Source organism: Arthrobacter sp. 135MFCol5.1 (assembly GCF_000374865.1).
GTDB lineage: Bacteria > Actinomycetota > Actinomycetes > Actinomycetales > Micrococcaceae > Arthrobacter.
Window position 1 is genome coordinate 1 of sequence record NZ_KB895467.1, and the last position, 12,476, is coordinate 12,476.

At 67.0% G+C, this 12,476-nt stretch carries 12 protein-coding genes and 1 rRNA gene; all 13 read left to right on the plus strand.

Annotation, left to right across the window (positions count from 1 at the left end; genetic code table 11):
* The first annotated feature begins 149 nt into the window (after positions 1-149).
* A 5S ribosomal RNA gene (rrf, locus tag C563_RS0118140) occupies positions 150-266 on the plus strand.
* 605 nt (positions 267-871) lie between these two features.
* Positions 872-1,777 carry a hypothetical protein gene (locus tag C563_RS22865; RefSeq protein WP_231369927.1) on the plus strand — a complete coding sequence of 302 codons (906 nt, stop codon included), beginning with the start codon at positions 872-874 and terminating at the stop codon, positions 1,775-1,777.
* Positions 1,777-2,652 carry a hypothetical protein gene (locus tag C563_RS22870; protein ID WP_231369929.1) on the plus strand — a complete coding sequence of 292 codons (876 nt, stop codon included), beginning with the start codon at positions 1,777-1,779 and terminating at the stop codon, positions 2,650-2,652. Before C563_RS22865 ends, C563_RS22870 begins: the two co-directional genes overlap by 1 nt.
* A 6-nt stretch (positions 2,653-2,658) precedes the next feature.
* A complete protein-coding gene (locus C563_RS0118150) occupies positions 2,659-3,648 on the plus strand; it encodes an HAD-IIA family hydrolase (protein WP_018763497.1) in 990 nt (329 codons plus the stop codon).
* 9 nt (positions 3,649-3,657) lie between these two features.
* Positions 3,658-3,909: a hypothetical protein gene (locus C563_RS0118155; protein WP_018763498.1), complete on the plus strand. Its 252-nt coding sequence runs from the start codon at positions 3,658-3,660 to the stop codon at positions 3,907-3,909.
* Positions 3,909-4,724 carry a TlyA family RNA methyltransferase gene (locus C563_RS0118160; protein WP_018763499.1) on the plus strand — a complete coding sequence of 272 codons (816 nt, stop codon included), beginning with the start codon at positions 3,909-3,911 and terminating at the stop codon, positions 4,722-4,724. The genes C563_RS0118155 and C563_RS0118160 overlap by 1 nt, the downstream gene beginning before the upstream one ends.
* Positions 4,725-4,737: 13 nt before the next feature.
* On the plus strand, positions 4,738-5,763 hold the full coding sequence (locus tag C563_RS0118165) for an NAD kinase (protein ID WP_026265079.1): 1,026 nt from the start codon (positions 4,738-4,740) through the stop codon (positions 5,761-5,763).
* 4 nt (positions 5,764-5,767) lie between these two features.
* Positions 5,768-7,507 (plus strand): DNA repair protein RecN, encoded by a 1,740-nt coding sequence (gene recN, locus C563_RS0118170; protein WP_018763501.1) that lies wholly within the window; start codon positions 5,768-5,770, stop codon positions 7,505-7,507.
* Between the two features lie 27 nt (positions 7,508-7,534).
* A complete protein-coding gene (locus C563_RS0118175) occupies positions 7,535-9,310 on the plus strand; it encodes a CTP synthase (protein ID WP_043424439.1) in 1,776 nt (591 codons plus the stop codon).
* Positions 9,311-9,337: 27 nt separating this feature from the next.
* Positions 9,338-9,997 carry an NUDIX domain-containing protein gene (locus C563_RS0118180; RefSeq protein ID WP_026265080.1) on the plus strand — a complete coding sequence of 220 codons (660 nt, stop codon included), beginning with the start codon at positions 9,338-9,340 and terminating at the stop codon, positions 9,995-9,997.
* Entirely contained in the window at positions 9,997-11,028 is a 1,032-nt protein-coding gene (gene xerD / locus C563_RS0118185) for a site-specific tyrosine recombinase XerD (RefSeq protein WP_026265082.1), read from the plus strand. Before C563_RS0118180 ends, xerD begins: the two co-directional genes overlap by 1 nt.
* A gap of 127 nt (positions 11,029-11,155) precedes the next feature.
* Positions 11,156-11,659: an RNA polymerase sigma factor gene (locus tag C563_RS0118190; protein ID WP_018763505.1), complete on the plus strand. Its 504-nt coding sequence runs from the start codon at positions 11,156-11,158 to the stop codon at positions 11,657-11,659.
* Positions 11,660-11,661: 2 nt separating this feature from the next.
* Complete coding sequence (locus C563_RS0118195; protein ID WP_026265083.1) at positions 11,662-12,453, plus strand: hypothetical protein; 792 nt, start codon at positions 11,662-11,664, stop codon at positions 12,451-12,453.
* The last annotated feature ends 23 nt before the right edge of the window (positions 12,454-12,476 follow it).

Sequence of the window (12,476 nt, forward strand, 5' to 3'; positions counted from 1 at the left end):
CTGCTTGCGTCCACTATGTGGTTCCCAACCAACAACCCCCACACCCGGGGTTTGATACGGCACGGAACCAACAATTGAATACAACAACACCACACATGTTGTAACCACAGTCTTCCCACCAACCCCAGGGTTGGGACGGGTAACAAGGTTACGGCGGTCATAGCGTGGGGGAAACGCCCGGTCCCATTCCGAACCCGGAAGCTAAGACCCACAGCGCCGATGGTACTGCACCCGGGAGGGTGTGGGAGAGTAGGACACCGCCGGACACACATTGGTCGAGGCCCCAACCACACGGTTGGGGCCTCCCACATTTAAAAACACCACCACCCACCCACACGACCACGCCCGCTCACACCCGACACGTAACCCCGCAACCCCCGCACACATCTGAGCGGGCGTTGGGGGAGAAGCTGCAGGCAGTGAGCGGGCGTCGGGGTTGGAGTTGCAGGATGTGAGCGGGCGTTCGGGTTGGAGCTGCAGGCAGTGAGCGGGCGTCGGGGTTGGAGCTGCAGGATCTGAGCGGGCGTTCGGGTTGAGGCTGCAGGATGTGAGCGGGCGTTCGGAGCACGAGCCAGGCCTCCTTTGTGAAGATTGCCACGATTCGGCCGTCAGGGCTATCGCCGTCCCGGGGGATTTGGCGTCTCCACTAGAATTGATGAAGATACACGGACTTCGAAGCGGTTGATTTCGGGTTGCGTAGGAAACAAAACGAGCGGCTGCAGTTGCGCCAGTGGTCGGCTCATAACAGGAGGAATCCAAATGGCCGAGCACAACGGTGGCAACCGCGGCAATGACCGGGGGGCCTTCCGAGGCAACAACAATTCCGGCGGGGACCCGCGCGGGTTCCGCTCCAGGTCAGACCGTGACCCCCGTGGCGGTTCTGCAGGTGGCGGTGATCGTGATCGTAAGCCGTTTGGTGATCGTCCGCGTCGTGACGGTGAAGGGGATCGTCGCGGATTCAGCGGTGGTGGTGATCGTGATCGTAAGCCGTTCGGTGATCGTGATCGTAAGCCGTTTGGTGATCGTCCGCGTCGTGATGGCGAGGGGGATCGTCGTGGATTCAGCGGCGGTGGTGACCGTGATCGTAAGCTGTTCGGTGATCGTGATCGGAAGCCGTTTGGTGATCGTCCGCGTCGGGATGGTGAGGGTGACCGCCGTGGGTTCAGCGGCGGTGGCGACCGTGATCGTAAGCCGTTCGGTGATCGTGATCGTAAGCCGTTTGGTGATCGTCCGCGTCGGGATGGTGAGAGTGACCGTCGCGGGTTTAGTGGCGGCGGTGACCGTGATCGTAAGCCGTTCGGTGATCGTGATCGTAAGCCGTTCGCTGACCGTGATCGTAAGCCGTTTGGCGACCGTGATCGAAAGGCGTTCGCTGACCGTGATCGTAAGCCGTTCGGCGACCGCGATCGTAAGCCGTTTGGTGACCGTCCCCGTCGTGATGGCGAGGGTGACCGCCGCGGATTCAGCGGCGGCGAGAACCGCAAGCCGTTCGGGGACCGCCAGGACCGCGCGCCCCGCAGTTTCGATCGTGGAGATTCCCGTGCAGACTCCGGGCGGGGCGGCTCAGGTCCCCGCGGCTTCGGCCGTGACCGCCAAGAGGAGCGGCCCGTCCGCGTGCCGAACGCAGCCGATCTCCGCAGCGCCAACCGGCCGGACCGCGAACGTTCGCCCGAAATCGATGAGGACGTCACGGGTAAGGAACTGGACCGCGCCACCCACCACCAGATCAAGACCCTCGAGCCGAAGAGCGCTGAGTGGGTGGCCCGCCACCTGGTGATGGCCGGCCGGTTGATCGATGACGAACCTGAGCTGGCGTTCCAGCATGCCCTCGCCGCGAGCCGGCGTGGTGGACGGCTTGCGGCCGTCCGTGAAGCGGTGGGCCTGACCGCCTACGCCGCCGGGCATTACGGCGAGGCGCTCCGCGAATTCCGCACGTTCCGCCGGATCAGCGGCTCCAACGTCCACCTACCTGTCATGGCCGACTGCGAACGCGGCCTGGGACGTCCGGACAGGGCGCTGGACGTTGCCCGTTCCGAGGAAGCCCAGGACCTTGACGCACCCGGCAAAGTGGAACTGGCTATCGTCGCCGCCGGCGCCCGCACCGACCTCGGCCAGCTGGATGCCGCTGTAGCCGAGCTCGAGATCCAGCAGCTGGACATCAACCGCGCATTCTCCTACAGCCCGCGGCTGTTCCGCGCCTACGCTGACGCCCTCGCCGCTGTTGGCCGCCAAGCAGAGTCGGAGAAGTGGAGCAGGCAGGCCGTCGTTGCCGAAAACGCCCTTGGCCAAGGCGTCGATGAAGAACCCGAAATCATCGACCTCGGCTGGGATGAAGAGGAAGAAGCCCGGGAAGAAGCCGAACGCCGTAAGCTGCTGGACCGTGCGTCCGCGTCCCCGGAAGCACGGGGCTCCGAAACCGAAGACGCCGCCGCTCCTTCCCCGGAAAGCGCCCAGGCTGGTCGCGCCACCGCGGCCAAGACGGTCCAGGACAGCAACCTCGACGACCAGGACGCCGACTACTTCGTCTCCGACGACGCCGAATCCGACCCGGACTCGGTGGAAGAGGACGAGCTTGTTACCGATGCCTCGGAACAAAGCCACGAAGACGGGGCAGCCAGCGCCCAGCACTCCGACGAACGCCGGGAGGACTGACGCCGGATGAGTGACGCTTCCCTGGTTTCCCGCTTCGACGCACTCCTCGCAGACCTGGACGGCGTGGTCTACGCCGGCCCGCACGCCATCCCGGGAGCCGTCGATGCGCTGAAGCAACTCTCCGGGCTGGGCATCGGGCTGGGCTACGTAACGAACAACGCCTCCCGCTCCCCGGCGGAGGTGGCCGGGCACCTTCGCGAGCTTGGTGCCCCGGCAGAGGACAACCAGGTGGTCAGCTCGTCCCAAGCGGCGGCGGACCTGCTGGCCTCGCTTCTCCCGGCCGGCTCACGGGTCCTGATCACCGGCAGTTCCGCGCTGGCCCGGGAAATAGAGTTGGCAGGCCTGGTACCGGTTGGCAGCCAGGACGAGGAACCCGTGGCCGTGGTGCAGGGCTTCAGCCCGTCCATCGGCTGGAAGGACCTGGCGGAAGCCACCTATGTGGTGTCCGCCGGTGCCCTGTGGGTTGCAACAAACACCGACATGTCCATTCCGCAGGCCCGCGGCATCGCACCCGGGAACGGGACCCTGGTGGCCGCCGTCGCGGCGGCGACCGGACAGAAGCCCAAAGTCGCCGGCAAACCCGAGGCGCCGCTGTTCCACTCCGCCGCCAAGCGCCTCGGTGCCGAGCGTCCCTTGGTCGTGGGCGACCGGCTGGACACGGACATCCTGGGCGGCAACAACGCAGGCTTTGCCACGGTCGCCGTCCTGACCGGCGTCGACACCCGGGAAAGCATCCTCGCGGCGCGGTCCGCGGAACGGCCCGACTACATCATCGAAGACCTTGCCGGGCTGCACCGTCCGTACCCGGACGTGACGCACGACGACGGCACGTACGCATGCGGCCAGGCGACGGCACGCGTGGCCAACGGCGCGGTGGGCATCATTGGCAGCAAGGAAGACCTTGATTCCTGGCGGGCAGCATGTGCCGCCTGGTGGGCTGCGACCCCGGACGCATCCGCCCCGCAGGCGCCCAAGCTGGTGTGGATGGATCACTAGGATGGTTCCATGACTGAGCTGACCGAACCGGACAACGTGCCAGCCCAGCCTGCTCCCGAGTGGCCGCAGGCCGTCGGACAGGACATCCCCGATCCAGGCGTGGCGCAGGCGGTCGACCGTCTCCAGGAGATACCCCGGCTTCCAACCGCCGGTCACGAAGACCTGTACAACCGGCTTCACGACGACCTGCTGGCCGCGCTCAACACCGACCCCACGGATAGCGCACCTGCCGCCAATGCTCCCGCAGGAGGCAGCGCCTGATGCCCGTCCGCCTCGACCAGGCACTGGTGGCCCGCGGCCTGGCACGGTCGCGCACGCACGCGGCGTCGCTCATCGCGGAAGGCAAGGTCAGTTCCGGCGGCCAGGTCCTCGCCAAAGCATCCCTCCAGATCGATGACGGCCGGGACATCGCCGTCGAGCATGATGACCAGGATGTTTACGCCAGCCGTGCCGGTCACAAGCTGGCCGGTGCCCTTGACGCCTTTCCGGCGATCACCGTCCAGGGCAAGAGGTGCCTTGACGCCGGCGCCTCCACCGGCGGCTTCACGGACGTCCTGCTCCGCCGCGGGGCCGCGCACGTGGTGGCGGTCGACGTCGGGCACGGCCAGTTGGTGCCGCACCTCCGAAACGACCCGCGCGTGGCCGTCCACGAGGGAATGAATGTCCGGTACATGGCGCCGGAGGACATCGTCGGGACGTGCGCCCTGACGGTGGCCGACCTCTCCTTCATTTCGCTCACCCTGGTGGTGCGGCCGCTGGCGGCCTGCACCGACCCTGGCGGCGACCTGGTGCTCATGGTGAAGCCGCAATTCGAAATCGGCAAGGACCGCCTGGGCAGGACTGGCGTGGTCACGTCGGAGCGCGAACGCAGGCTGGCCGTAGAGAAAGTCGCCATGGCGGCGCTCGACGCCGGCCTGGACCTGTGCGGGCTGGCGGTCAGCCCGCTTCCGGGACAGGATGGCAACGTCGAATACTTCCTGTGGATAAAACGCAGGAACACCCAAGACTTGCCTAAGATCGAAGAGCGAGAGGCAGCAGCCGCTGCGTTGCTCGGACAAATCTGGCCGAACCACTAGAGAGCGGAACCTGATGAGCAGGCGTGTATTGGTCCTTGCCCACACCGGCCGCGAGGAATCACTGAAGGCTGCCTGGGAAGCCTGCGCCCTGCTGCACGCGTCGGGCATCGTCCCTGTGATGCAGGAGTCCGAGCTGGGGGACATGGAGCGTTTTTTTGGCCACCTGGCCCAGCCGGTGGAGGTGCTCCACGACCATGTCCAGCTGTCCGACGTCGAACTCGTCATGGTCCTTGGCGGCGACGGAACCATCCTGCGCGCAGCCGAACTGGTACGCGAGGAGGACGTGCCCCTGCTGGGCGTCAACCTTGGGCACGTGGGCTTCCTGGCCGAAAGCGAACGGGCGGACCTGGCCCAGACCGTCGACTGGATCGCCAGCCGTGAATACACGGTGGAAGAGCGGATGACCATTGACGTCCAGGTGTGGGTCAGGGGACAAAAGATTTGGCACACCTGGGCTTTAAACGAAGCCGCCATCGAGAAGGCCAACCGCGAACGGATGCTCGAAGTTGTGACCGAAGTGGATGAGCGCCCGCTCACGTCCTTTGGCTCGGACGGCATCGTACTGGCCACCCCAACCGGTTCCACGGCCTACGCGTTCTCTGCCGGCGGACCCGTGGTCTGGCCGGAAGTGGAAGCCTTGGTGATCGTGCCCATCAGTGCGCACGCGCTGTTTGCCAAGCCACTGGTTGTCTCGCCCCGGTCCAGGCTGGCCGTCGAGGTGCTCGGCCGGACCGACGCGCAGGGTGTGCTGTGGTGTGACGGCCGGCGCTCCGTGGACCTGCCGCCCGGCGCCCGCGTCGAGGTCACCAAGTCCGCCAACCCGGTGCGGCTGGCCCGCACCCACCAGACCCCCTTCTCCGCCCGCCTGGTCCGCAAGTTCGAACTGCCCATCCACGGCTGGCGCGGCCCCGTGCCCAAAGCCGACGCAGTGCACACCGGCCCCATCCCGCTGGTCCGCACGCCACGGCCCATGCCGCCGCTGCAGGTCCCGGAGCCGGACGGCGCCGGCGGCGACCCCGATCCGTCGACTGCAAAGTGAATCCATGATTGAAGAACTGAGAATCCGCGATCTGGGCGTCATCACCGACGCAACGCTGCCGCTCGGCCCGGGCCTGAGCGTGGTGACCGGCGAAACCGGTGCCGGCAAGACCATGGTGGTCACCGCCGTCGGCCTCCTGCTGGGTGCCCGGTCGGATGCCGGGGCCGTCCGCAGCGGCGCGAAGAGCGCCACGGCCGAGGCCGTCCTGAAGCTTGAAGCCGGGCATCCGGCCATCGCCCGCGCCCTTGATGCCGGCGCGGAAGCAGAAGAGTTCGACGACGGCGCCGAGCTGATCCTGGCCCGCCGCCTGGGCGCGGACGGACGCAGCCGGGCGTTCCTGGGCGGCCGGGCCGCTCCGGTGGGTGTACTGGCCGAGATCGGCGAGTCGCTGGTGGTGGTGCATGGCCAGTCGGACCAGATCCGGCTCAAGAGCGCCACGGCCCAGCGGGAGGCGCTCGACAAGTTCGCCGGCGATGCCCTGGCCGGGCCCTTGGCCGCCTACCAGGAGCTCTACGGCCGGTGGAAGGCCAGCCAGGCAGAGCTGGACAGCCTGCGCAGCGCCGCCCGCGACCGGCTCCGGGAAGCGGAGTCGCTGGAGGCGGCCCTCGCGGAGATCGACGGCGTGGACCCCCAGCCCGGCGAGGACGAGCAGCTGAAGGCCGAAGCCGTAAAGCTTGCGAACGTTGAGGAACTCCGGATCGCCGCCAGCACCGCCCACCAGGCCCTCATCGCCGAGGACTTTGGCGAAGCCGCCGATGCAACCGCGCTTGTGGATGCTGCAAAACGCACCCTGGAGCATGTGGCAGAGCACGATGCCGAGCTCGGTTCCGCCGCCGCACGCTTGGCCGAAGTTGGTTTCCTGCTCAACGACATCGCCACGGAACTTGCCAGCTACCAGTCAGGACTTGACTCGGAAGGGCCGGAACGGCTTGCCGAAATCGAGGACCGCAGGGGCGCCTTGGCCAAGCTGGTCCGCAAGTACGCACCCACCATTGACGAGGTGCTGGTGTGGGCTGAAACCGCGCGGGTTCGGTACGACGAACTGCAGGACGACTCCTCCCGGATCGAGGCGTTGGACGCCGAGGTGGTGCGGGCCGAAGCGGAGCTCCAGAAGCACTCGGCGGCCATCAGCAAGATCCGGTCCAAGGCCGCCAAGGACCTCTCGGCCCGTGTCAGCGCCGAATTGACGGCGCTGGCCATGGCAGACGCCACCCTGGTGATCAACCTGGAACCAGCCGGACAACTGGGCCCGCACGGCGCGGACGACATCAGTTTCCTGCTCCAGCCCCATTCCGGCGCTCCGGCCCGGCCGCTGGGCAAGGGTGCATCCGGCGGTGAATTGTCCCGCGTCATGCTGGCCATCGAGGTAGTGCTTGCCGCCGTGGATCCGGTCCCCACGTTCGTCTTCGACGAGGTGGACGCCGGGGTGGGCGGACGGGCCGCCGTTGAGATCGGCCGGCGCCTGGCGATGCTGGCCCGACACGTGCAGGTGCTGGTGGTCACCCACCTTCCCCAGGTGGCTGCTTTCGCTGACCAGCACATCACGGTGACCAAAACCTCGGTCAGGGGAGCGGACGGCAAAACCGCCACAGGCTTCACGTCCAGTGATGTCCGCCTCCTCGACGGTCCCGAACGGGTCCGTGAACTGGCCCGCATGCTGGCAGGCCAGGAGGACTCCGAATCCGCGCAGGCACACGCCCGCGAACTGCTGGACGACGCCAAGCTCCTGCCCCAGCGGGCCTGACGGGACAACGACGGGATGGCTGAATTGATGATAGGCTCGAATTCCGTGGTGCAGCGATCAAATTCCCGTGTAAATTCCCGGTTCCCGGGCTCCTCCAAGACGACGAAGCACATTTTCGTCACCGGCGGTGTGGCGTCCTCGCTCGGTAAGGGACTGACGGCTTCAAGCCTTGGTCACCTGCTCCGGGCCCGCGGCCTGTCCGTGACGATGCAGAAGCTCGATCCCTACCTGAACGTGGATCCGGGCACAATGAACCCCTTCCAGCACGGCGAGGTCTTCGTGACCGACGACGGCGCCGAGACGGACCTCGACATCGGGCACTACGAGCGCTTCCTCGACGAGAACCTTGAAGGTTCCGCGAACGTTACCACCGGCCAGGTGTACTCCACGGTGATCGCGAAGGAACGCCGCGGCGAATACCTCGGCGACACCGTCCAGGTCATCCCGCACATCACGGATGAGATCAAGCGCCGCATGCGCCTGCCCGCCGAGGGAAAGAACGCCCCCGACGTCATCATCACCGAAATCGGCGGCACCGTTGGCGACATCGAGTCCCAGCCGTTCCTCGAATCCGCCCGCCAGGTCCGCCAGGACATCGGCCGCGGCAACGTCTTCTTCCTGCACGTCTCGCTGGTGCCCTACATCGGGCCGTCCCAGGAATTGAAAACCAAGCCCACGCAGCACTCCGTGGCCGCGCTGCGCTCCATCGGCATCCAGCCCGAAGCGATCGTGATCCGTTCGGACCGCGAAGTTCCCGAAGCCATGCGGGAAAAGATCGGCCGGATGTGCGACGTCGACATCGACGCCGTGGTCAACGCCGCCGACGCCCCGAGCATCTACGACATCCCCAAGACCCTGCACTCCCAGGGACTGGACTCCTACATCGTCCGCGCCCTCGACCTGCCGTTCAAGGACGTCGACTGGACCAGCTGGGACAAACTGCTCGACGCCGTCCACAACCCCAAGCACCACGTCGAGATCGCCCTGGTGGGCAAGTACATCGACCTGCCCGACGCCTACCTTTCGGTGACCGAAGCACTGCGCGCCGGCGGCTTCGCCAACGAGGCCAAGGTGAAGATCCGCTGGGTCCCGTCCGACGAGTGCGAGACGCGCGAAGGCGCCATTAAAGCGCTCGACGGCGTCGACGCCATCTGCGTGCCGGGCGGCTTCGGCATCCGCGGACTGGAAGGGAAGCTCGGCGCCTTGAAGTTCGCCCGCGAAACCAAGCTCCCCGTCCTGGGTTTGTGCCTGGGCCTGCAGTGCATGGTCATCGAGTACGCCCGCAACGTGGTGGGCCTGGAGGGTGCCTCTTCCAGCGAGTTCGAACCGGACTCCAAATACCCCGTCATCGCCACGATGGAGGAACAGCTCGAGTTCGTCGAAGGGGGCGGAGACCTCGGCGGAACCATGCGCCTGGGCCTCTACGAAGCCAAGCTTGACGAAGGCTCGGTCATCGCCGGAACGTACGGCGCCACCACCGTCAGCGAACGCCACCGGCACCGGTACGAGGTCAACAACAAGTACCGCCAGCAGATTGCCGACAAGGGCCTGGTCTTCTCAGGTACCTCGCCGGACGGCAAGCTGGTGGAGTTCGTCGAGCTGCCCGCCGACGTTCACCCGTACTACGTGGCCACGCAGGCGCACCCCGAGCTGAGCTCGCGGCCCACCCGCCCGCACCCGCTGTTCGCCGGCTTGGTCAAGGCGGCCCTGGACCACCAAGGCGCCCGATCCCAGGCGGTTGCCGACACGGCTGCGCCCGTGGCCGGGAAGGCCGCGGCATCCGGTACGGTTACCGCTAAGTAGTCAATAGAGCAGAAGAAGGACGGCGCGATGCCTGGTACACCTGAAACCACCCCTGCAACGCAGGTTTCGGATGCACCAAGCCCGCGCCGTCTTTTGTCTACCGAGAAGGTGTACCAGGGCCGGATCTGGGACGTCGTCAGCGACACTTTCCAGCTTTCCGAGTCCGGGGATGCGCTGACCCGCGACTACATCGACCACCCCGGGGCAGTGGCTGCCCTGCCCATGGATGCCGAGGGCCGCATCCTGCTCCTGAAGCAGTACCGGCACCCGGTAGGGATGGATTTGTGGGAGGTGCCGGCCGGCCTGCTCGATGTCGAAGGCGAAGATTTCGTGGTGGGCGCCGCCCGCGAACTTGCCGAGGAAGCCGACCTTGCCGCCGGAACCTGGAACGTCCTTGCCGACGTCTTTAATTCGCCCGGCTCGTCCAGCGAAGCAATCCGTATCTACCTGGCCCGCGACCTCACCGAGATCCCGCACCACGAACGCCACGAGCGGACCGACGAGGAAGCGGAGATCGAGTTCCACTGGATCAGCCTGGACGATGCCGTGGCCTCCGTCCTGGCCGGGCGCCTGCACAACCCGTCCGCTGTCGTCGGGATCCTTGCCGCCGCAGCCGCCCGTGCCGGCAACTTCCAGGTACTCCGCCCCGCCGACGCCCCCTGGCCCGCGCACCCCAGCCAGCGCTGATGGGTCCCGGTCCTTCGGCTGAACCGGTGCCTTCCGCCGGACCGGCGCCGCGAACCGCTGCGGCCGCTGCAGACGCGGAACCGGCAGCAGGACGTTCCGGGGCCATCGACCGGGCCATCACCGATTATTTGCAGCACGTGGGCGTGGAGCGGGGATTGGCCGCCAACACACTGGCGGCCTACCGCCGCGACCTCGCCCGGTACGCCCGGTACCTCGCGGCCGCCGGCTGCAGCCGCCCGGAGGACATCACCCGTCATCATGTCACCGGCTACGTCCGCGCCCTCTCCGACGGTTCCGACGGCGGCTCCGCCTTGGGAGTGCGGTCAGCGGCCAGGACAGTGGTGGCGGTAAGGGGACTGCACAAGTTCTGGGCCCTCGAAGGGTACACGCCGGCCGATCCCGCCAGCGAAGTCCATCCGCCGATGGCCGGCAAACGGCTGCCCAAAGCCATCAGTGTGGACGAGGTGACCCGCATCCTCGAGGCCGCGGGCACTGATACTGCCACCGGGTTGAGGGACCGGGCCCTGCTCGAATTCCTCTATTCCACCGGAGCGCGGATCAGCGAGGCGGTGGGGCTGGACGTCGATGACATCACCCTCGCGGAGCCCGGGGCGGGTCCCGCCATCGTCCGGCTGTTCGGCAAGGGCTCGAAGGAACGGCTGGTCCCGCTGGGGTCGTACGGGGCACGCGCCCTCGATGCCTACCTGATCCGCGGCCGCCCGCTGCTCGCCGCCAAGGGCAAAGGCACACCGGCCCTGTTCCTCAATGCCCGCGGCGGACGGATCAGCAGGCAGAGCGCCTGGACCATCCTGAAGGCTGCTGCGGAGAAAGCCAACATCACCAGGGACGTCTCACCCCACACGCTGCGCCACTCGTTCGCCACCCACCTCCTCGAAGGGGGCGCCGATGTCCGGGTGGTGCAGGAACTGCTGGGCCACGCCTCCGTAACCACCACCCAGGTCTACACGCTGGTCACCGCCGACACACTGCGGGAGATCTATGCGGCGGCGCATCCCCGGGCGTTGGGCTGAACAGCCGGACTACCTGCCGGGCCACTGTCCTCTTCCGAAAAAATATTCCGGTGCTCTGTAAGAAACGCTCCCGCCCGGGACACTTAGTCTTCACAAGGAAGTCATCACGGGGTCCGGGGGAAACACTATGTTGGCCGCAAAAGAGCAGGCGTTCATTGAACTCCACACTCAGCACTTCGGGCGGATGTACCGCTACATCGCCTGCCGTATCACCGACCGGTACCGGGCGGAGGAACTGGCGGCGGACGTCTTCAGGATTGCCTGGGAGAAACAACTGCCGGAACCGCCCGGCATCGGCTGGCTGCTGGCCACTGCGCGGCATGTTCTCGGAAATGAGTACCGGGGCCGCCATCGCCGCCAGGAGCTGATCGGGCGCCTGAAGGACCAGGCCCGCGGACAGTGCCCTGAACCGGACACGGCGGAACAGGAGGCTGTGGCGGAAGTTCTCATCCGCCTGAGGGACCGGGACCGGGAAGTCCTGATGCTCAGCTACTGGGACGATCTGACCATCCCCGAACTGGGCCAGGCCGTGGAATGTTCGCCCGGCACCGCCGCGGTGCGGCTGCACCGGGCCCGGCGCGCGTTCGCGAATGCCGCACCCCCGCACCTCATGACCGAACGGAAGGATTAGCCATGGACCGCATCGAACAGCTGATGAAAGCTGCCAAACCCCGGACCAGCGAATCGGACCGGGTCGCCGGCAATGACGCCGTCCGCTCCATCATCCTTCCCGCCGACCCGGACGTCCTTTACCCGGCCGGGACCACGCCAGGAAGGCGCGCTCCGGTCCGGCGAACAGCCGCGCGGACCGCTGCCGGCGCCGTCCTCGCTGCCGCGGCGGTGGCGGGAGCAGTGGTGGTGGGCGGCAGCATGATGCCGCAACCGGTGCCTGCGCCGGCAGGGACCGGCACTGCCCCCGCCGCAACGGCCGGCCCCGCGGCGACCCCAACTCCGGCCCCAAGCCTCACGGCAAGCACCGGGCTGCCGGTGACGGCGTCTACCGCCCCCGCCAGCAATGGAACGGCAACGCCGGAAACGGGCGGTGTTGCGTGCACCATGGACAATGTTGACCTGCAGCGCAGCGACCAGCAACGAGCTATCCTGCCGATTCCCGCGGACGAACAGAAGTACTACACGGTCCTGGGCTGTGCCGGCGGATGGCTGGCGTTCTCCATCTCCGATGAAGGGGCCAGGGCGCAGCAGCTCGACGGCGGCAACGCCTGGTACCAGCTGGCCAGGGTGAAGGATGGCAGGTTCCTTTGGGACTTCCGGCAAATCTACTCAAGTGTCTTCAACTGGGAGTTCCAGGCCATGAACAACCAGGGCCTGACACCCCAGCAGGCGATGGACAAGGAATTTGGGCAGAAGGGGATCCCGGTGGAACTTCGGCCGGAACTCGTTGGTGATGGTCCGGCCGCCCGGTAACGCCGCCCGCTGCCGCCGGTTAT

Excerpts from the sequence above, each read along its gene's own strand:
- C563_RS22870 (WP_231369929.1), top strand. The coding sequence starts at position 1,777 with ATGGCCGGCCGGTTGATCGATGACGAACCTGAGCTGGCGTTCCAGCAT.
- C563_RS0118150 (WP_018763497.1), top strand. The coding sequence starts at position 2,659 with ATGAGTGACGCTTCCCTGGTTTCCCGCTTCGACGCACTCCTCGCAGAC.
- C563_RS0118155 (WP_018763498.1), top strand. The coding sequence starts at position 3,658 with ATGACTGAGCTGACCGAACCGGACAACGTGCCAGCCCAGCCTGCTCCC.
- C563_RS0118160 (WP_018763499.1), top strand. The coding sequence starts at position 3,909 with ATGCCCGTCCGCCTCGACCAGGCACTGGTGGCCCGCGGCCTGGCACGG.
- C563_RS0118165 (WP_026265079.1), top strand. The coding sequence starts at position 4,738 with ATGAGCAGGCGTGTATTGGTCCTTGCCCACACCGGCCGCGAGGAATCA.
- recN (WP_018763501.1), top strand. The coding sequence starts at position 5,768 with ATGATTGAAGAACTGAGAATCCGCGATCTGGGCGTCATCACCGACGCA.
- C563_RS0118175 (WP_043424439.1), top strand. The coding sequence starts at position 7,535 with ATGATAGGCTCGAATTCCGTGGTGCAGCGATCAAATTCCCGTGTAAAT.
- C563_RS0118180 (WP_026265080.1), top strand. The coding sequence starts at position 9,338 with ATGCCTGGTACACCTGAAACCACCCCTGCAACGCAGGTTTCGGATGCA.
- xerD (WP_026265082.1), top strand. The coding sequence starts at position 9,997 with ATGGGTCCCGGTCCTTCGGCTGAACCGGTGCCTTCCGCCGGACCGGCG.
- C563_RS0118190 (WP_018763505.1), top strand. The coding sequence starts at position 11,156 with ATGTTGGCCGCAAAAGAGCAGGCGTTCATTGAACTCCACACTCAGCAC.
- C563_RS0118195 (WP_026265083.1), top strand. The coding sequence starts at position 11,662 with ATGGACCGCATCGAACAGCTGATGAAAGCTGCCAAACCCCGGACCAGC.